14 protein-coding genes and 1 pseudogene are annotated in these 19,200 nt (G+C 63.9%); 5 read left to right on the top strand and 10 right to left on the bottom strand.

Annotated elements, in window-relative coordinates; all coding sequences use genetic code 11:
• Nucleotides 1–86 precede the first annotated feature (86 nt).
• Together tsf and rpsB are read right to left on the bottom strand one after the other, a co-directional pair.
• The gene (gene tsf / locus SH584_RS01535) at nucleotides 87–1,031 is read right to left on the bottom strand and encodes a translation elongation factor Ts (protein WP_324808012.1); all 945 of its coding nucleotides are present in this window, start codon (nucleotides 1,029–1,031) and stop codon (nucleotides 87–89) included.
• A gap of 116 nt (nucleotides 1,032–1,147) precedes the next feature.
• Nucleotides 1,148–1,903, bottom strand: coding sequence for a 30S ribosomal protein S2 (rpsB, locus tag SH584_RS01540; RefSeq protein WP_322840512.1), 756 nt, complete (start codon nucleotides 1,901–1,903; stop codon nucleotides 1,148–1,150).
• A 285-nt stretch (nucleotides 1,904–2,188) separates the two neighbouring features.
• On the opposite strand from rpsB, the gene SH584_RS01545 reads away from it, so the two are divergent.
• Complete coding sequence (locus tag SH584_RS01545; RefSeq protein WP_324808014.1) at nucleotides 2,189–2,410, top strand: hypothetical protein; 222 nt, start codon at nucleotides 2,189–2,191, stop codon at nucleotides 2,408–2,410.
• Here the strand turns inward: SH584_RS01545 and SH584_RS01550 are convergent.
• Together SH584_RS01550 and SH584_RS01555 are read right to left on the bottom strand one after the other, a co-directional pair.
• Nucleotides 2,364–3,140: a CDP-alcohol phosphatidyltransferase family protein gene (locus SH584_RS01550; protein WP_324808016.1), complete on the bottom strand. Its 777-nt coding sequence runs from the start codon at nucleotides 3,138–3,140 to the stop codon at nucleotides 2,364–2,366. The genes SH584_RS01545 and SH584_RS01550 overlap by 47 nt on opposite strands.
• Entirely contained in the window at nucleotides 3,137–3,868 is a 732-nt protein-coding gene (locus SH584_RS01555) for a phosphatidylserine decarboxylase (RefSeq protein ID WP_324808018.1), read from the bottom strand. Before SH584_RS01555 ends, SH584_RS01550 begins: the two co-directional genes overlap by 4 nt.
• A 112-nt stretch (nucleotides 3,869–3,980) precedes the next feature.
• On the opposite strand from SH584_RS01555, the gene SH584_RS01560 reads away from it, so the two are divergent.
• Nucleotides 3,981–5,204, top strand: a complete 1,224-nt coding sequence (locus tag SH584_RS01560) for an NADP-dependent isocitrate dehydrogenase (protein ID WP_324808020.1) — start codon at nucleotides 3,981–3,983, stop codon at nucleotides 5,202–5,204.
• Here SH584_RS01560 and SH584_RS01565 read toward each other — a convergent pair.
• Genes SH584_RS01565 through SH584_RS01575 form a run of 3 tightly spaced genes read right to left on the bottom strand, consistent with a single transcriptional unit; the run spans nucleotide 5,201 to nucleotide 8,290 of the window.
• The gene (locus SH584_RS01565; protein ID WP_324808022.1) at nucleotides 5,201–6,427 is read right to left on the bottom strand and encodes an FAD-dependent oxidoreductase; all 1,227 of its coding nucleotides are present in this window, start codon (nucleotides 6,425–6,427) and stop codon (nucleotides 5,201–5,203) included. The genes SH584_RS01560 and SH584_RS01565 overlap by 4 nt on opposite strands.
• Nucleotides 6,428–6,431: 4 nt before the next feature.
• Nucleotides 6,432–6,641, bottom strand: a complete 210-nt coding sequence (locus SH584_RS01570; protein WP_322840506.1) for a hypervirulence associated TUDOR domain-containing protein — start codon at nucleotides 6,639–6,641, stop codon at nucleotides 6,432–6,434.
• A 47-nt stretch (nucleotides 6,642–6,688) separates the two neighbouring features.
• A complete protein-coding gene (locus SH584_RS01575; protein ID WP_322840505.1) occupies nucleotides 6,689–8,290 on the bottom strand; it encodes a monovalent cation:proton antiporter-2 (CPA2) family protein in 1,602 nt (533 codons plus the stop codon).
• Nucleotides 8,291–8,372: 82 nt separating this feature from the next.
• Between SH584_RS01575 and SH584_RS01580 the strand changes: the two genes are divergently transcribed.
• Nucleotides 8,373–10,136, top strand: coding sequence for a cation:proton antiporter domain-containing protein (locus SH584_RS01580; protein ID WP_322840504.1), 1,764 nt, complete (start codon nucleotides 8,373–8,375; stop codon nucleotides 10,134–10,136).
• Here the strand turns inward: SH584_RS01580 and SH584_RS01585 are convergent.
• Both SH584_RS01585 and alaS read right to left on the bottom strand, forming a co-directional pair.
• A complete protein-coding gene (locus SH584_RS01585) occupies nucleotides 10,133–10,570 on the bottom strand; it encodes a GFA family protein (protein ID WP_324808026.1) in 438 nt (145 codons plus the stop codon). The two genes, SH584_RS01580 and SH584_RS01585, sit on opposite strands and share 4 nt — an antisense overlap.
• A complete protein-coding gene (alaS, locus tag SH584_RS01590; protein ID WP_324808028.1) occupies nucleotides 10,567–13,215 on the bottom strand; it encodes an alanine--tRNA ligase in 2,649 nt (882 codons plus the stop codon). The genes SH584_RS01585 and alaS overlap by 4 nt, the downstream gene beginning before the upstream one ends.
• Nucleotides 13,216–13,426: 211 nt before the next feature.
• Between alaS and SH584_RS01595 the strand changes: the two genes are divergently transcribed.
• Nucleotides 13,427–14,710: a cation:proton antiporter gene (locus SH584_RS01595; RefSeq protein WP_324808030.1), complete on the top strand. Its 1,284-nt coding sequence runs from the start codon at nucleotides 13,427–13,429 to the stop codon at nucleotides 14,708–14,710.
• 9 nt (nucleotides 14,711–14,719) lie between these two features.
• A pseudogene (mtgA, locus tag SH584_RS01600) lies at nucleotides 14,720–15,439 on the top strand (monofunctional biosynthetic peptidoglycan transglycosylase); the annotation flags it as partial.
• Between the two features lie 272 nt (nucleotides 15,440–15,711).
• Here the strand turns inward: mtgA and dnaE are convergent.
• Nucleotides 15,712–19,173 (bottom strand): DNA polymerase III subunit alpha, encoded by a 3,462-nt coding sequence (gene dnaE, locus SH584_RS01605; RefSeq protein ID WP_324808032.1) that lies wholly within the window; start codon nucleotides 19,171–19,173, stop codon nucleotides 15,712–15,714.
• Between the last annotated feature and the right edge of the window lie 27 nt (nucleotides 19,174–19,200).

A 19,200-nucleotide genomic window follows, 5' to 3' on the forward strand; every position in this document is an offset into this window, starting at 1 on the left:
GAACCCCGATGCGACAACGGGGCAGGAGCGCTTTAAGACGCCCCTGCCCCGCTGCCAACCATGCATTATTCGATCGATCGATCGCTTCAGGCGACCGGCTCGCTCTTCTTGACGCCAGCGGCGGCGGCGACTTCGGCCGCGAAGTCGCTCGACTCGCGCTCGATGCCTTCGCCAAGCTGGAAGCGCTCGAACGCCTTAAGCGTGATCGGCGATCCAGCATCCTTGCCGGCCTGCGCGACGACGTCGGCGACCGGGGTCTTGCCGTCGATCACGAACAGCTGGCTCGTCAGGGCATTTTCCTTCGCGAATTTGGCCATCGTGCCGTCGACCATCTTCTCGACGATGTTGGCAGGCTTGCCGCTTTCATTGGCCTTCTCAACTGCTATCGCACGCTCGCGCGCCAGCAGGTCGGCGTCGAGGCCGTCAGCGTTGAGCGCCAGCGGATTGGCCGCTGCGATGTGCATCGCCAACTGCTTGCCCAGCGCGACGAGCGTATCGGTCGGCGCAGCGCTCTCCAGCGCGACGAGCACGCCGATCTTGCCGAGGTTCGGGACGACCGCATTGTGGACGTAGCTGACAACGGCGCCTTCGGCGACCTCGAGCACGGCAGAACGACGCAGAGACTGGTTCTCGCCGATCGTCGCGATGTTGTTGGTCAGCGCTTCCTCGACCGTGCCACCCGACGGGTAGGCTGCGCCCTTAAGCGCTTCGATGTCGCCGCCGGTGCCGAGCGCCAGCGTCGCGACGTCACGGACGAAGCCCTGGAACTGCTCATTCTTCGCGACGAAGTCGGTTTCGGAGTTCACTTCGACCACCGCGCCACGGCGACCGTCGACGGTGACGCCGACCAAGCCTTCGGCGGCCGTGCGGCCAGCCTTCTTGGCAGCGGCAGCGAGGCCCTTGGCGCGCAGCCAGTCGACCGACGCTTCCATCTCGCCATTGTTTTCGGCGAGCGCCTTCTTGCAGTCCATCATCCCGGCGCCAGTGCGCTCACGAAGTTCCTTTACCGAAGCGGCAGTGATCTCGGCCATGTGAATTTCCTTTTCTCTTCCCCCGCTCGACGCGGGGAAAATGTTGAAAGGGAGGGCACCGTCATGTGACGGCCCCTCCCCTCGAACCCCTCCCGCAAGCAGGAGGGAAAGATGAGTTAAGCCTCGAGCGCGGCTTCGACCGGAGGCTCGGCCATCGCGCCAATGTCTTCGCCGCGGGCCTGGGCGTTGCCCGACTTGCCCTGACTCGCCGCGCTTGCAACCGCTTCCGAATAGAGGCGGATCGCACGGCTGGCGTCGTCGTTGCCCGGAACCGGGAAGGCGATGCCCTGCGGATTCGAGTTCGAATCCAGGATCGCGATGACAGGAATGCCAAGGACGTTGGCTTCCTTGATCGCCAGCTCTTCCTTGTTGGTGTCGATTACGAACATCACGTCGGGCAGGCCGCCCATGTCGCGAATGCCGCCGAGGCTGAGCTCGAGCTTGTCGCGCTCGCGCGTCAGCTGAAGGACTTCCTTCTTGGTCAGGCCGGCCGTGTCGCCCGTCAGCTGCTCTTCAAGGCTCTTAAAGCGCTTGATCGAGTTGGAAATCGTCTTCCAGTTGGTCAGCATGCCGCCGAGCCAGCGATGGTTGACGAAGTGCTGGCCCGATTGGCGAGCAGCTTCCGCCACCGCGTCCTGCGCCTGGCGCTTGGTGCCGACGAACAGGACCTTGCCGCCACGGGCGACGGTCTGCTGAACGAAGTCGAGCGCGCGGGCGAAAAGCGGAACGCTCTGCGAAAGATCGATAATGTGAACGCCGTTGCGATCGCCGAAGATGTACGGCTTCATCCGCGGGTTCCAGCGGTGGGTCTGGTGGCCAAAATGGGCGCCAGCTTCGAGCAATTGCTGCATCGTGACGACGGGAGTCGCCATAGGATAGTCTCCTTCCGGTTAAGCCTCGGCGGGTCCGCGTAACCGATCGCAAGATCGGCACCGGTATGTTGAACCCGCCTGTGGGATGGCCGGGCCTCTAACCGAGCCGTCCCGCAATTTCAAGCTCTTCACTCGCACCCGCATCGCAAAAGAACATAGTGGGAACGAATTCGCTTGACGCGGCTGGAACGATACGAGAACATCGTTCAGAACGAAGCGATTGCAATTCGATACGGAACGAAATCGTTCCCGGACTGTTCAGCGCAAAACGAAGGAAACGGACTCATGCTCGCCATTGTCGCCACCCTCGCTCTCCTCACCTTCGCCGCCGGCGTCCTGTTCGAACTTGTTCGCCACGACTGCGGCAAGATCCTCGCAGCGCTCCAGGGACGTTCGTGGCTGGCGGAACGGCCGATGTCGGCACGCCCGGTGACGGTGCGCTACAGCCCGCGCTACCCGGCTACTCGGCCGATGCGGGCGCAGGCTGAGTGGCGCGCCGCCGCTTGACCCGACCGTAGCTGGCGATGCTCACCGGCAGCATTGCCAGATAGAGCGCCGAAACGGCTAGCAATGTCACCCAGGGAACGGTGATCAGCGCAGCACCAAACAGCGCGACCCCCGCAAGTGCAAACAACCGCCATCCCCTGCGGATTCGGATCGAACTCCACGTAAAGGTCGGGACGCTCGAAATCATCAAGGCGGCGATGAACAGCGTCCACACCATCATCAGGCGCCAGTCCTGGAACATCTCGTTCCCGGTAATCAGCCACAGATACATCGGCGTAAAGGCGAGGCCCGCCCCGACCGGCGCGGGGACGCCGGTATTGTAGCCCGCCGACTTGTGCGGCTGATCGTCGGCATCGATGCGCGCGTTGAAACGCGCTAGGCGCAAGGCGCAGCACACTGCCAAAGCCAAGGCTGCGACCCACCCGAATTTTGGGGCATCGCGTAACGACCACAGGAAAATGACCAGCGCCGGCGCGGTCCCGAACGCGATATTGTCGCACAGGCTGTCAAGTTCGGCGCCGAACTTGCTCTGAGCCTTCAATAAACGCGCGATGCGGCCGTCCATACCGTCGAGAACGCCGGCGAAGACGATCGCCCCCAGCGCCTTGTCCCATTCGCCGCCAATGGCGAAGCGTACACCCGTCAGGCCGAAACAGAGGACCAAGGCGGTGACCGCATTCGGCGCAAGCGCCCGCAAGGGAATTCCACGAACTGCACGTACTTCGCTCACTGGCTGCGCCCCACGCGTTGCGGGTCGACCCCGATTTCACCCAACACCGTCTCTCCGGCGATCGAACGCTGGCCGAGCATGACCTGCGCGCCGGTGCCGGCGGGCAGATAGACATCGACGCGGCTGCCGAAGCGGATCAAGCCGACCCGCTCGCCCGCCTCGACCCGATCGCCTTCTTTTACGAATGAGATGATCCGGCGCGCGATCAAGCCCGCGATCTGCGTAAATCCGACCGCCACGCCATCCTCGCGCTCGACCAAAAAATGTTGCCGTTCGTTGTCTTCGCTGGCCTTGTCGAGATCGGCGTTGAGGAACTTGCCTGGCACGTAGGCGATGCGACGCACCGTCCCCGCGATCGGCGTCCGATTGATGTGCACGTCGAACACGCTCATGAAAATTGACACGCGCGTGAACTCGCCGCTCAAACCGCCATCGCCCGCCAACTCGGGGGGTGTGGGCACCCGCGAAATCGTCGTCACCAGGCCATCCGCGGGCGCCACGATCAGCTTGGGATCGACCGGGGTCGTCCGGATCGGATCGCGGAAGAACGCCGCAACCCACATCGACACCATCACCATCACCCATCCGAAAACATTGGGCAGCAAGGCAAAAGCGACCAGCGTGATGAACGCGGCGATGACGGTGAACTTGCGGCCTTCGGGATGGACCGAGGGAAAGCGCCACTTGACCGTGGTCAGATGGCTATCGGGCTTTTCGATCGATGACATGGCCGTTCCTTACGGGTGCGGGCGACGTCCCGCAATCCACGCGGTTGCCTTGAACCCGCGCCATGCTTAAGGCCCGCTCCAACCCAAAATCACGAAACAGGATCGTATTTCGATGGCGAAGATCAAGGTAAAGAACCCGATTGTCGAGCTCGACGGCGACGAGATGACGCGCATCATCTGGGAATGGATCCGCGAGCGGCTGATCCTGCCATATCTCGATGTCGAGCTTCTCTACTTCGATCTCGGCGTCGAAAAGCGTGATGAAACCGCCGACCAGATCACGATCGACGCCGCCAACGCGATCAAGCAGCATGGCGTGGGCGTCAAATGCGCCACCATCACCCCCGACGAAGCCCGCGTCGAGGAATTCGGCCTGACCAAGATGTGGAAGTCGCCAAACGGCACGATCCGCAACATCCTGGGCGGCGTCGTCTTCCGCGAACCGATCGTCATGTCGAACGTCCCGCGTCTCGTTCCCGGCTGGACTGACCCGATCGTCGTCGGCCGTCACGCCTTCGGTGACCAGTATAAGGCGACTGACTTCAAGGTGCCGGGCAAGGGCAAGCTCACCCTCAAGTGGGTCGGCGAGAACGGTGAAGAGATCGAACATGAAGTGTTCGACTTCCCCTCGGCGGGCGTCGCTATGGGCATGTACAACCTCGACGAGTCAATCCGCGACTTCGCGCGCGCCAGCCTTAACTTCGGTCTCGACCGCGGCTGGCCGGTATACCTGTCGACCAAGAATACTATCCTCAAGGCCTATGACGGCCGCTTCAAAGATATCTTCCAGGAAGTTTTCGAGAGCGAATTCAAGGCGCAGTTCGACGCGGCTGGTATCGTTTACGAACATCGCCTCATTGACGATCTGGTCGCGTCGGCGCTCAAATGGAGCGGCAAGTTCGTATGGGCCTGCAAGAATTACGATGGCGACGTTCAGTCGGACATGGTTGCGCAGGGCTTCGGCTCGCTCGGCCTGATGACATCCATCCTGATGACCCCCGACGGCAAGACCGTGGAGGCCGAGGCGGCGCACGGCACCGTCACCCGTCACTATCGCATGCATCAGCAGGGCAAGGCGACCTCGACCAACCCGATCGCGTCGATCTTCGCCTGGACCGGCGGCCTCAAGTATCGCGGCAAGTTCGACGACACGCCCGAAGTCGTGACCTTCGCCGAGACGCTCGAGCGCGTCTGCATCGAGACGGTCGAGAGCGGCAAGATGACCAAGGATCTCGCGATCCTCGTCGGCCCCGACCAGGCATGGATGACGACCGAGCAATTCTTCGAAGCGATCCGCGAGAACCTCGAAGCCGCGATGGCGCGCGAAGCCGCTTAAGACAAATCGGGATAGGCATTCGGCGAGCGCACCCGCCCTCGCCGAATGCCCAGTCCGATCAATCGTCCGGGAACCCGGCGAAGAAGCGGGAAGCGGTCGAGCAATTGAACCAGCGCCGGCGCCTTGAATGGCGCACCTCCCAGCACTCTTCCGATGATCCGATCCTGAGCGGCGCGCTGCCCCGCCTGAATGATGCGCGTGGGCAGTAGCCGGCGGGCCTGGACGCGATCGAGCAGCGCGTCGACGTTGCCCTCGTCGCGTAGCGGTCGAGCAAGGATATTTGCCGCCGCAACAGCATCCTGAATGGCAAGGTTGATCCCAACTCCACCGATGGGGCTCATCGCATGGGCCGCGTCTCCGATCGCCAGCAGGCCGGGTCGCGACCAGCGCGTCAGCCGGTCGAGCGAAACGCTGAGCAACTTCACTTCATCATGGCTGGCGAGCGCCGCCGACAGATCGAGATCCGGGAACGCTCGCTGCACCTGTTCGCGCACCCAGTCGACTCCGCGCGCGCGGACCTCGGCTTCCGTGCCCTTGGGGATCAGGAAAGCCGCCTGCCAATAATCGTCGCGATCGATCAGCACGACCATGCGGCCGGGCTGCACCGAACCGCGCAGCGCATCATATCCGTCGTCTGCCGCCTTCGGCAGCCGGAACCACAACACGTCCATCGGCGCCCCGAGCGTCTCGACAGGAAGCAGGCCCAGCGAGCGAACGAGCGAGGATCGCCCGTCCGCGGCTACGACCAGCTTCGCCGCCTTCTCCTCCCGCCCAGACGCGTAGCGAATGCCGACCACTCGCCCCTCTTCCTCGACAAAGCCGGTGACCGGTTCATCCATCGCTATCTCGAAGCCGGGATAGATTTGCGCACGATGTCTCAGAAAATCCAAAAAATCCCACTGCGGCATCATCGCGATGAAGGGCGCGGGCGTGGCGAGGTGAGACAGGTCCCCAATCTTCCATTCGCGATCGTCGATCCGGAGCTGCGCGCTCGTCAGCCGGCTATGAGGCCGCGAGAGAAAGTCTTCGAGGAGGCCCAGCTCGTCGAGGATTTCCATCGTCGAAGGGTGAACCGTGTCGCCGCGGAAATCGCGGAAGAAGTCGGCATGCTTTTCGACGACCTTCGCGGGCACGCCAGACCGGGCGAGCAGAAGCCCGATCATCATCCCCGCTGGACCGCCGCCGACGATCAGGACGTCGGCATCGGCTCCGCTCGACGCCATGGCGTCATGCTTTCTTCAGTGCGTCAGGCTTGTGCGCCGCCTGCTTGCCGCTCTTTCCGCTTTCGACCAGATACTCGGGATTGTCCTTCGATGCGGCGACCTTGTGACCCTTGATCGTCGTCGGCTTGGTGAGTTTCTTGACGACCTTCCCGGTCGAGTGGCCCCCGCTCGAATCCCATTCGACCTTGTCGCCGCTCTTCAAATCCTTCGTCATATCCGTCTCCTTCCGGCAGATAACGCCGGAACAAGCCCCTGGATGCGTTAAGCGATCGCGAGCGCCAGGCTGCTCATTCTCCGCGCAATCTCCTCTTCCCCCATGATCGTCCGATCGGCGCCGCGAGCGATGAGATAGGCGACCTCCGCGTCGCTGTGCGCCCGAGCGACGATCGTCAGCTTGGCATTGGCTTTGCGGGCCTGCTCGACGATCTGGCCGGCCTCGAACGTCTCGGGAATGGCGACGATCAGCATTCGCGCCGCCGACAGGTTGGCCTCGTCGAGCGTCGCCGGGTGCGCGGCATTGCCCCGCACCACGATCAGATTGTCGCTTTCCTCAGGCAAGGCAACGTCGCTTTCGGACTCAATCAGCGTGACCTTCTGCCCGGCATCGCTCAACTCGCTCGCGATCCGGCTTCCGACACGGCCGTGTCCGACTAGGATGACCGCGGCGTCGCGGGCCTTCTTCTTGGCCGATGGCGGCGCATTCTTGTCCGGTCGCCCGGCCAAAGCGAACATGAGCGAATTCAAAAGGATGGAGATGATCGCTCCGGCGAGAATGAGGTCGCGCGCCATCGGTTCGATTAGGCCCAATTCCCCGCCCAGCGTCGCCAGGATAAAGGAAAATTCGCCGATCTGGGCAAGGCTGGCCGCAATCGTCATCGCCACCTTGTGATCGCGCCCGAATGCCCGAACGATGGCGTATGCGGCGATCGACTTGCCGACGACGATGATCAGCACGGTCGCGATCAGGGGAAGTGGCGCTTCGACCAAGACGGCCGGGTTGAACAGCATCCCGACCGACACGAAGAACAACACCGCGAAGGCATCGCGTAACGGGAGCGTCTCTTCACCCGCCCGCTGGCTGAACGGCGATTCCGCAAGGATCATGCCTGCGAAAAATGCTCCCAAGGCGAAGCTCACGCCGAACAGCAGCGCCGCGCCGAGGGCAACACCCAAGGCGATCGCCAGAACGGCTAGGCGGAACAGCTCGCGAGAGCCGGTGTGTGCCACCATGTGAAGCAGCCACGGGATCGCCCGGCGCCCCACGATCAGCATCGCCGCAACAAAGGCGGCTACCTTGGCAAGGGTAATGGCGATCTCGGTCGCCATCTCGGCGGGTGTCGCGCTCGCCGCGAGCACCGGCAACAGCACGAGCGCCAAGACCATGGCCACGTCCTCGACGATCAACCAACCGATCGCGATCCGGCCGCGGTCGGTGTCGAGCAGGCGCCGTTCCTGCATCGCGCGCAACAGGACCACGGTTGACGCGACCGACAGCGCCAAGCCGAAGGTCAGCCCCGCGCCGTGGCTCCAACCAAGCGCCAGCGCGAGCCCCCACCCGAGCAGCGTGGCCACGCCGATCTGGACCAGCGCTCCGGGGATGGCGATCTTGCGAACCGACAATAGGTCGCGAAGCGAGAAATGCAGCCCGACGCCGAACATCAACAGGATGACGCCAAGCTCGGCCAAGTCGGTGGCGATGCCCTGATCGGCGACGTATCCGGGGGTAAACGGGCCGACCAACACACCCGCGAGCAGATAGCCGACGATCGGCGGAAGCTTGAAGCGATGCGCCAACGCGCCGAGCAGGAAAGCGACGACAAGCCCTGCGACCATGGTCCCGATTAATGGCGTAAGGTGCGGCACTTTTCCTCCTGTTTGTAACGATCCGTACAAAGCTAACGCGAACCCACTGGCTTTCGTTCATCAAAGCCGCGATGGAAAGGACATGGCGACCGAAACGATCGTAACCCCCGCGTTGGCCGATGCCCTCGTCATCCTTGCGGCGGCAGGGATCGTCATCCCGACCTTCGCGCGATTCCGGATCAATCCGGTCATCGGCTTCATCCTCGTCGGCATCGTTGCTGGACCTTTCGGCCTCGGTTCGCTCGCCGCCCAATATCCGTGGCTGGAGTCGGTCAGTATTGCCGACGCGGCGACCATCGAACCCTTTGCTGAACTCGGCATCGTCCTGCTGCTTTTTTCGATCGGGCTGGAACTGAGCTTTCGACGCCTTCTGGCGATGCGTCGCCAAGTATTCGGCATCGGCGCGGCCGAGATGGTCGTGACCGCCGCGCTCATCGGCGGTTTCCTGACGCTGATCGATTGGCCGACGCAGAGCGCGGTGTGGCTGGCGCTGGCGTTGGCCATGTCATCGACCGCGCTCGTTCTCCCCATCTCGGGGACCCAGAGCCCGGTCGGACGCGCCGCGCTGGCGATGCTCCTGTTCGAGGATCTTGCCCTTGTCCCCATGCTGTTCCTGATTGGGGCAGCCGGCGGCGCCGCGAGCCAGAGCCTCGGACGGGTCGCGATCGAAGGCACGCTGGTCATCGCCGCGATCCTGCTGGTCGGCCGCTTCGTCCTCCCAGCCCTGTTCGCGCAAGCAGCGCGATCGAAGAAGCCCGAACTGTTCCTCGCCATCTCGCTGCTGGTGGTGATCCTCGCGGCAACCCTGACCGCCGCAGTCGGCCTGTCGCCGATCCTGGGCGCGCTGGTCGCGGGCCTTGTCATCGCCGAGACCGAATATCGCAGCGAGGTCGAAGTGGTGACTGAGCCATTCAAGGGCCTCGCGCTTGGCGTCTTTCTCATCACGGTCGGCATGCGGATCGATGTCGGCGCCCTGCTCGACGAATGGCCGATGCTGCTTGGTGCGCTCGCCGCGGTCATTTTGGTCAAGGCGATCGTCACCGGGGCCTTGCTCCGAATGGTCGGCGCAACTCGCGGCGTCGCCGCAGAGACCGGCCTGCTCATGGCAAGTCCGTCAGAGACTACCCTGATCGTCCTTGGCGCGGCAGGGGTCGCGGGTATTCTCGGCGCTGAAACGGTCGCCTTCTGGTCGGCGGCGACCGCGATCGGGCTCACCATCACGCCGCTGCTTGCAAGCCTCGGCCGGTTGGCCGCCCGCCGCGTCGACCGCGAAGGCGCCGACACCGGACACGACAGCAGCGCCGCAGGCCGGACGGTCATCTTCGGTTTCGGGCGCGTCGGCCGAATGGTCGCCGACATGCTGTCCGAACATGATCGTGCCTACCTCGCCGTCGACAGCGACATCGACGGCTTTCGCCAGGCGCGAAAGGCCGGTTACTCGGTGCTTTATGGCGACGTCTCGCGCCGCGAGCTGATCGAGAAACTTGAGCTTGGCGAAGCGTCCGCGGTCGTCCTAACCATGGACGACCCCGTACTCACCGCGCGCATTGCGCGCCGCCTTCGCACCGAGCATCCCGATCTGCCCATCATCGCCCGCGCCCGCGACACCGCGCACGCAGCCGCTCTCTACAAGGCCGGCGTTACCGACGCCGTGCCCGAAGCGGTCGAGGCGTCGTTGCAGCTATCCGAAGCCGTCCTCGTCGACATTGGCGTCGCGATGGGTCCTGTGATCGCCAGCATCCACGAAAAACGCAGCGAATTGCGAAGCGAGATCATGGAAGCCGGCAATCTGGAATCCGAACCGACGCTCGGCCGTCGCCGCCTTCGCGATTCGAAGCCAGCCTAGTCGGGGATAAAGCGCAACACGCCGACACGACCGTCGCCATGGCCAGATCGATCGCTTGGATGATGGACGCCGTCCATGACATCGACCTCGGCGAAGTCGAATGGTGAGAGCCCCTCCAGGCAGGCGACGTTGACGCCATATTCGTTGGGATTGGATCGCCGGCGATGATGACTGTAGATGCCGCACTCACCGCAAAAATGATGCTCGGCGACCCCGGTGTTGAACAGATAGGTCCGCAGCATTTCGGCGCCAGCGGTCAGGTTGAACCCGTCAAGCGTCGCGGTCACCGCCACCGCGCCGCGCATCCGGCAAAAGCTGCAGTTGCATCGCCGGGCGGAGGCTAGCCCTTCCGGCAATGTCACGCGAAACTGGACCGCACCGCAATGACAGGTGCCCGCCAAGGTGACGGGCTCTGCCGTGCGGATGTCTTTCACGCCTGAAGCGCTTCCTTGACCGCGGCGATTGCATCGGCGGCTCGCGCGCCGTCGGGGCCGCCACCCTGCGCCATATCCGGACGACCGCCACCACCTTGGCCGCCAAGCGCCGCGACCGCCGCCTTGACCAAGGCAACCGCCGAAACTTCAGAGACCAATTGATCGGTGACGCCGACGACGACGCTGGCCCGGCCGTCGTTGACCGCGACCAGCGCTGCCACGCCCTGGCCGAGCCGCTGCTTCATCGCATCGACTTCTCCGCGAAGATTTTTCGGATCGAGGCCTTCGACAATCTGGCCGAGGAAAGCGTACCCACCGACTTGCTCCGGGCCCGCGGCTTCGCCGCTGCTTCCGCCGCCCATCGCGAGGGCCTTCTTGGCTTCGGCCAACTGACGCTCCAGCCTGCGCCGCTCCTCGACCAACGCCTGCACGCGCGCCGGAACCTCCTCAGGGGAGGATTTCAACGCTGCAGCCGCCTCGCGCAGGCGCTCATCACGCCCGTTGAGCCATTGCCGCGCCCCCTCGCCCGTCAGTGCTTCGATGCGGCGGATTCCCGACGACACGGCGGTCTCGGACACGATTTTGAACAAGGCGATATCGCCCGTGGCATTGACGTGAGTCCCGCCGCACAACTCGACCGAATAATGACGATCGTCGCCCGGCCGGCCCATGCTCAGCACACGAACCTCGTCGCCATATTTCTCGCCAAACAGCGCCATCGCGCCGGCCGCGATCGCGTCGTCCGGGGTCATCAGCCGTGTCGACACGGACTCGTTGGCACGAATTTCCGCGTTCACGTCTGCCTCGATCTGCGCAATCTGCTCGGCGGTCAGCGCGGATGGATGCGAAAAGTCGAAGCGCAAACGGTCCGGCGCGACCAGGCTGCCCTTCTGGCTGACATGTCCGCCAAGGCGATGGCGAAGCGCAGCATGGAGCAAGTGGGTCGCGCTGTGATTGGCGCGGATGGCATCGCGCCGCTCGACATCGACCGACTGCGTCAGCGTATCGCCGACCTTTGCCGAACCCGAAACTACTTTGCCTTGCAGAACATGCAAACGCCCCAGCGGTTTGGACGTCGCCTCAACCTCGGCCTCTAAGCCATTCAGGGCGGACAATTTTCCGGCATCACCTACCTGCCCGCCGCTTTCGCCGTAGAAAGGCGTCTGGTTCAACACGAATTGGACGACGTCGCCCTGCGAAGCGCTTTCGACCCGTGCGCCATCCTTGACGATCGCCAGGACATTCCCCTCGCCTTCGGTCCCCGCATAGCCGGTGAATTCGGTCGATCCGATTTCCTCGGCAAGGTCGAACCACAGGTCATCTGAGGCCTTGTCGCCCGAACCCTTCCACGCCGCGCGAGCCGCTGCTTTCTGCGCCGCCATCGCCTCGTCGAAGCCTTGGCGATCTACGCTCAAGCCGCGCGAGCGAAGTGCGTCCTCGGTGAGGTCATAGGGGAAGCCGAAGGTGTCATAGAGCTTGAAGGCCGTCGCGCCGGGCAATTCGCTGCCTTCGCCCATTCCCGAAGTCGCGTCGTCGAGAAGCTTCAGCCCATTGGCGAGCGTTTGGCGGAAGCGCGTCTCTTCCTGAAGAAGCGTCGCCTCGATCAACGGCTGCGCCCGCACCAACTCGGGATACGCCGGACCCATCTCCGCGACCAACTCGGGCACCATGCGATGCATCAGTGGCTCCGCCGCACCGAGAATATGAGCGTGCCGCATGGCACGACGCATGATCCGCCGTAGCACGTAGCCGCGGCCCTCGTTGGCAGGAAGTACTCCGTCGGCCACCAGGAACCCCGATGCGCGAAGGTGATCTGCAATCACACGGTGGCTCGCCTGCGTCGGCCCTTCGGCGCGGGTCTTGGTCAATTCCTCCGACGCCGAAATCAGCGCCTTGAACGTGTCGGTGTCATAATTGTCGGACACGCCCTGCATCACGGCTGAGATGCGCTCCAACCCCATGCCAGTGTCGATCGACGGCTTGGGAAGGTCGCCGATAATCTCATCGGCTTCCTGCAGGAACTGCATGAACACCAGATTCCACACTTCGACGAAACGATCGCCGTCCTCGTTGGCGCTTCCCGGCGGCCCGCCTTGGATCTGGTCGCCGTGATCGAAGAAGATTTCGGAGCATGGCCCGCAAGGCCCGTCCGCGCCCATCGCCCAGAAATTATCCTTTGTGGCGATGCGAATGATCCGCTCGTCGGGGAGTGCGGCGATCTTCTTCCACAAGTCGAAGGCCTGATCGTCGGTATGATAGACGGTCACCGTCAACCGGTCCGGCGAAAGCCCCCATTCGCGCGTCAGCAAGGTCCAGGCATTGAGGATTGCCTGTTCCTTGAAATAATCGCCGAACGAGAAATTCCCCAGCATTTCGAAGAAGGTATGGTGGCGGGCGGTATAGCCGACATTGTCGAGATCGTTATGCTTGCCGCCTGCGCGGACACATTTCTGGCTGCTGGCGGCGGTCGAATAGGGTCGGCTTTCAAGGCCGGTGAAGACGTTCTTGAATGGCACCATTCCGGCATTGACGAACATCAGCGTGGGATCGTTCTGCGGGACGAGCGGCGCCGACGCGACGCGCGCATGACCCTGCCCTTCGAAAAAATCGAGGAAGCTGCGGCGGATGTCGTTGGTCGATGTCATTGACGGGATTTACGGCGCTTGCTGCGGTGCGGCAAGCTTGGTCGGAGGCCGCCGCCGAACGAGGGACAAAATAATTATCGAGTTGGCGGAACCGCTATGGCGAACAGGGGTTGTGTCATTGTGGTTCTCATCTTCGGATGTGACCCATGGAACCCCGGCAACCTCGGTTGCCGGGGTTTACTTTTATCCCCGCGCCTTGGTGGGAGCTGACGTGTTCGGCCTCGACAGCACTCACTTCCTCCTTGCCGCCATCGGCGCCGCGATCGTGCTCGCCTCGTGGCTTCCGCGTTTCGTGAGCGGACGCGAGCCCTCCACGTCAGCCTTGCTGATCTTGGCCGGCCTAGGCGCAACGCTCGCATTCCCGGCGCTACCCTCGGCATTGTCGCCGCTCGACTATCCTATCCTTTTCGAGCGCGGCGCCGAATTCTGCGTGATCATTGGCCTGTTCGGCACCGGCCTCCGCATCGACCGACTTGCCGGCCGCAAGCAGTGGATGCCCACCGTCCGCCTCCTCCTCATCGCGATGCCTCTCTGCATCGCGGCGGTGGCCTTGTCGGGATGGTGGCTCGCCGGAATGACCCTTGCCGGAGGCCTGCTGCTAGGGTCGGTCCTCGCCCCCACCGATCCAGTGTTAGCCGGCGATGTGCAGGTTGGCCCTCCACAGGAAGGCGGCGAACACCCGGTTCGCTTTGCCCTGACGACTGAAGCCGGCCTCAATGATGGCCTGGCCTTTCCCTTCGTCTACCTCGCGATCGCCATCGCTATCGCCGGCGGAATCGACACAACCTTGCTCGGTGAATGGTTGGGCCGCGATCTTCTCTATCGGGTCGTGGTGGGCGGCTTGGCCGGGATCGGCATCGGATGGCTATTGGGCAAGATCCTCTTCGATTGGCCTGATGAGAACAGCCTGTCGAAAACTGGATCGGGCGTCGTCGCGCTCGCCGGGGTCCTCCTGGCGTATGGCCTGACCGAGCTTGCCGAAGGCTACGGCTTCATCGCCGCCTTCGTCGCCAGCTACACGCTGCGCCGTTCGGAGAGCCATCACCGCTACCACCGCCGTCTTCACGACTTCAGCGAGGCGCTGGAACAGGCGATGACCGCCATCCTCCTGCTCGCCCTCGGCGCGGCAATTCCCTACCTCCTCCCCTATTTCGACTGGCGTCATGCCGCCATCGGCATCGCGTTGATCTTCATCATCCGGCCGTTGATCGGCTGGCTCTCGCTCACCGGATCGACCCTCGACACGCGCAGCCGGCTGGTTGTCGCCTTTTATGGCGTGCGCGGGATCGGCTCTATCTACTATCTCGCCTATGCCGCGCACATGGTCGACTTGACCAACGAGGGAGAACTTTGGGCGACGGTCGCCTTCACGATCCTGCTCTCTTCCGTGGTCCACGGCCTGACTGCCGGGATCGCCGTTCCGCGCGTCACCGGGGAGGATGAAGAACCCGATCGCGAACCCGAAACGATTGCACCGGCCAAGTCCGCGCCGTAATCACCGCCGATGGCACGGCGATCGAAAAGCAGCATTCCCGCGTACAAACGGCGAAGGTCCGGACGCGGTTTCTTCGGCTGGATATGGCGGATCCTGCTCGGGCTGTTCCTGTTCAGCATCGCCTGGGTCCTTCTGTACCGCTTCGTCCCGCCCCCGATCACAGCCACGATGATTGGCGACGTGATCGGCGGTCGCGGGCTGTCCAAGGACTGGATGAGCCTCGACGAAATGGACCGCGACATGGTGCGCGCGGCGGTCGGCGCCGAGGACAGCAAGTTCTGCAGCCACAACGGCTTCGACCTTGAAGCGATCGAGGACGCGATGAAGCGCAACGCCTCGGGCGGTCGAATCCGTGGCGGATCGACCATCTCGCAGCAGACCGCCAAAAATGTCTTCCTGTGGCAGGGCGGCGGCTATGCCCGCAAAGGTGTCGAAGCCTACTTTACCTTCCTGATCGAACAGCTGTGGGGAAAGCGGCGGATCATGGAAGTCTATCTCAACGTGGCCGAGACCGGCATAGGCACCTATGGCGCGAACGCCGGCGCGATGCGCTACTTCGACCATGACGCGTCCGCGCTGAGCCCGACCGAGGCCGCGCGCATCGCCGCCATTCTTCCCTTGCCCAAAAAGCGCGGCGCGGTGGCGCCCAAGGGCTTCACGCGCCGCTATGGCAACACCATCGCCGCACGCGTCGGCCAAGTCCGCCGCGACGGGCTCGATTCCTGCGTCTATGCCGGCACGTCTGCGCCGAAGGACAAGGCGCCGCCCCCCCCGAGCAAGGCGCCGCGCGAACTGCCGGGCGCCGAATATGAGACAGCCGCCCCACCACCGCCCGAACCGAGCGTCGACGCCCCGACATTGAATGAGGCCGAAGCTCCGATCGAGGAAACGCTTCCGTCAGCGCCGGTCGATCAACCGATCATCCTCGAAGAGCCTGCCACCGATGCGCCGCCCGAAACGCCAGCGGAAACGTCCCCGCCGCCGCAACAGGCCGACGAGATCTAGCCGACCAACGCCAGGCGGGGAGGTTCGAGTGCGCCGAGTTCGACGGCGCCCTCGCCCAACAGGCGGTTGAGTTTTAGCGCGAGGTCGGCATCGAGCGCGAAATCTCGGCCGACGACCAAAGTTGCCGTCCGGCCATCGCGGAGCGACACCGTCACACGCACCAGCCCGGTCCCGCCACGCGCCCCTGCAATCAGCGCCGCCACGTCCGCAATCCGCCCGGCGTCATCGACGCTGACATGCATCTGCAGCCGGGTCTTCTTCGCCAGCCCCTCGAGCGGCTGGAAGCGCTTGATCGTCACGCGCGGCACCTCGTCGCCGGGCCGCCGGTCTAGTTCGACCGTCATCAGTCCGCACGTCCCGCCCTTTGCCGCGGTCTCAAGTTCCGTCGACGGTTCGTCGTCGAATACGGTTGCTTCATACTGACCGCTGGCATCGGAAATCGTCGCCATCAGGTAGCGCCGTCCCTTGGCCGAAGTTCGCCAGCGGGTCGATTCGACCATTCCCGCCATCATCGTTTGCGATCGGCCGCCTTCCGCGGCCGCCGGGAGCGAGGCCAGCTCCGCGAAGCTGCGAACCTTGTGCGCGGCCAGCAAGTGCCGCTGGGCATCGATCGGATGTGCGGAGAAATAGAAACCAAAGGCGTCGCGCTCGGCGCCCATGCGCTCCGACAGCGACCAGTGCACGTCGCGTGGGAGCCGGATTTTCGCAACATCGCTTTCGGTCGGCCCACCGAACAGGCCATGCTGCCCGCTGGTACGCTGATCGTGCGCGCTGGCTGCATGGGCAAGCAAGGTATCCGCACCCGAATGGACCGCAGCACGGTTTGGCTCGATTGAATCGAATGCGCCCGCCCCTGCCAGGCCTTCCAATTGACGACGGTTGAGCAGCTTCGGATCGACCCGGGCGGCAAAGTCGTCGAGGCTCGCAAACGGCCCGTTGACGCCGCGCTCGTCGACCAGCGATTCCATCGCCTTTTCGCCGACGCCCTTCAGCGCGCCGAGCGCGTATCGCACCGCCCAGCCTTCGCCGTCACGCTCGACCGAAAAAGCCGCTTCGCTGCGATTGATGTCGGGCGCCAACGCCGTGACTCCCGAACGACGAATATCCTCGACGAACAGCGCCAATTTGTCGGTCTGCCCCGTGTCGAAGCTCATCGACGCGGCGAAGAAGACCGCGGGGTGATGCGCCTTCAGCCAAGCGGTGTGATAGGCGACGAGCGCGTAGGCGGCGGCGTGGCTCTTATTGAAACCATAGCCAGCGAACTTGTCGATCAAGTCAAACAACTCGTTCGCCTTGGGCGGTGCGATCCCGTTCGCCCCGGCCCCTTCGACAAAGCGCGCGCGCTGCTCGTTCATCTCGCTCTGGATTTTCTTGCCCATCGCGCGGCGCAACAGGTCGGCTTCGCCCAGGCTGTAGCCGGCCAGCACCTGCGCCGCCTGCATCACCTGTTCCTGATAGACGAAGATGCCGTAAGTTTCCTTCAGCACCCCTTCGAGCATCGGATGCGGATAGGCGAGCGCGACACGGCCGTTCTTGCGGTCGCCGAACAGCGGAATATTGTCCATCGGCCCCGGCCGGTACAGCGACACGAGTGCGATGATGTCGCCGAAACTGGTCGGCCGGACTGCGGCCAGCGTCCGCCGCATCCCTTCGGATTCCAACTGGAACACCCCGACCGTGTCGCCGCGCTGCAGCAATTCGTAGACTGCCTCGTCGTCCCATGGCAGTGCCGCAAAATCGACGGTGACGCCCTGTTGGGCAAGCAGTCGCTGTCCTTCCTTTAGGACCGAGAGCGTCTTCAGCCCGAGAAAGTCGAACTTCACCAGCCCCGCCGCTTCGACATATTTCATGTCGAACTGCGTGACCGGCATGTCCGACCTAGGGTCGCGATAGAGCGGCACCAGTTCGTCGAGCGGCCGATCGCCGATCACCACGCCCGCCGCATGGGTCGAGCTGTGGCGCGGCAAGCCCTCAAGCTTCATCGCCAAGTCGAGTAGCCGCTTCACCTCGGGCTCGCTGCGATATTCCTTTTCCAGTTCGCCGACGCCGTTGAGTGAGCGTTGAAGCGTCCACGGATCGGCCGGAAGGTTAGGCACCAGCTTCGCCAGGCGATCGACTTGGCCATAGCTCATTTGAAGAACCCGCCCGGTGTCCTTCAGGACCGCGCGCGCCTTCAGTCGGCCGAAAGTGATGATCTGCGCGACCCGGTCACGCCCATACTTCTGCTGGACATAGGTGATTACCTTGTCGCGATGCGTTTCGCAGAAATCGATGTCGAAGTCGGGCATCGACACGCGTTCCGGGTTGAGGAAACGCTCGAACAGCAGGTCGAGCGCGATCGGATCGAGATCGGTGATCGTCAGCGCCCATGCGACCACGCTGCCAGCCCCCGACCCGCGGCCCGGACCGACCGGGATGTCGTTCGACTTTGCCCACTGAATGAAGTCGGCGACGATCAGGAAGTAGCCCGCAAAGCCCATCCGCGTGATGACGTCGATCTCGAAGTCGAGTCGCTCGCGATAGCGCGTCTTTTCCTCATCCGGCTTGCCCGCGATCCGCAGGTCGAGCCCCGCATGCGCGTCGCGCCGCAGCGTCTCGTCCTCGTCATCGCTCAGGCGCGGCAGGATCGGGCGGCGCTTGGGTGCAGCGACTGCGCAGCGCTGCGCGATCACTGCCGTGTTGGCGATCGCCTCGGGCAGGTCCGCGAAGAGCTCCGCCACCATCGGTGCGGGCTTCAACCACGCCTCGGGCGACGACGTCTTGCGGTCGCCATGGTCGATGTAGGTCGATCCCGCGATGCACAGCATGGCGTCATGCGCCGCGTGGAAATCGGGCTCTGCGTAATGGGCGGGATTAGTCGCGACCAGCGGCAGGTCGAGCGCATAGGCCAGATCGATCAGCGCCGCCTCGGCCGCTTCCTCGACGGCATCCCCGCGCCGCGAAACCTCGACATAGAGTCGCCCGCCAAACATCTCCGCGGCCCGCGACGCATACGCATGCGCCTTGTCTGCCTGCCCGTCCGCAAGCAGCCGTGCGATTGCCCCCTCGCCGCCTGCCGTCAGCCCGATCAGTCCGCTCGAATGCGCCTGAAGCTTGTCGAACGAAACATGCGGCTCTTCGTGGATCGGCCGGTCGAGATGCGCCGCCGACACCAGCTTGCACAGATTGTCGTATCCCGCCTCGTCCTGCGCGAGCAGCACCAGCCAGTCGAGCGTTCCCGACGGCCCCAAGTCGGCGGGCCGCGCCACTCCCAGCATTGCCCCGACAATCGGCTGCACGCCCTCCGTAAAGCAGGCTTCACCGAACGCCATTGCCGCGTAGAGACCGTTGCGATCGACCAGCGCCACCGCCGGAAAGCCAAGCTTCGCCGCATGCTTGGCGATCGCCTTGGGCTCGATCGCGCCCTCAAGCATCGTAAAGCAGGAGAACACGCGCAGCGGAACGTAAGGAGCGGCCATTGGCAGACTATGGAACGCTGCGTCGCT

Origin of the sequence: Sphingomonas sp. LY29, from assembly GCF_035593985.1 — a bacterium.
Classification (GTDB): domain Bacteria; phylum Pseudomonadota; class Alphaproteobacteria; order Sphingomonadales; family Sphingomonadaceae; genus Sphingomicrobium.

Bases quoted from the DNA above. Each gene is read 5' to 3' on its own strand.
- tsf (WP_324808012.1), bottom strand. From the start codon at position 1,031: ATGGCCGAGATCACTGCCGCTTCGGTAAAGGAACTTCGTGAGCGCACT.
- rpsB (WP_322840512.1), bottom strand. From the start codon at position 1,903: ATGGCGACTCCCGTCGTCACGATGCAGCAATTGCTCGAAGCTGGCGCC.
- SH584_RS01545 (WP_324808014.1), top strand. From the start codon at position 2,189: ATGCTCGCCATTGTCGCCACCCTCGCTCTCCTCACCTTCGCCGCCGGC.
- SH584_RS01555 (WP_324808018.1), bottom strand. From the start codon at position 3,868: ATGTCATCGATCGAAAAGCCCGATAGCCATCTGACCACGGTCAAGTGG.
- SH584_RS01560 (WP_324808020.1), top strand. From the start codon at position 3,981: ATGGCGAAGATCAAGGTAAAGAACCCGATTGTCGAGCTCGACGGCGAC.
- SH584_RS01565 (WP_324808022.1), bottom strand. From the start codon at position 6,427: ATGGCGTCGAGCGGAGCCGATGCCGACGTCCTGATCGTCGGCGGCGGT.
- SH584_RS01570 (WP_322840506.1), bottom strand. From the start codon at position 6,641: ATGACGAAGGATTTGAAGAGCGGCGACAAGGTCGAATGGGATTCGAGC.
- SH584_RS01580 (WP_322840504.1), top strand. From the start codon at position 8,373: ATGGCGACCGAAACGATCGTAACCCCCGCGTTGGCCGATGCCCTCGTC.
- alaS (WP_324808028.1), bottom strand. From the start codon at position 13,215: ATGACATCGACCAACGACATCCGCCGCAGCTTCCTCGATTTTTTCGAA.
- dnaE (WP_324808032.1), bottom strand. From the start codon at position 19,173: ATGGCCGCTCCTTACGTTCCGCTGCGCGTGTTCTCCTGCTTTACGATG.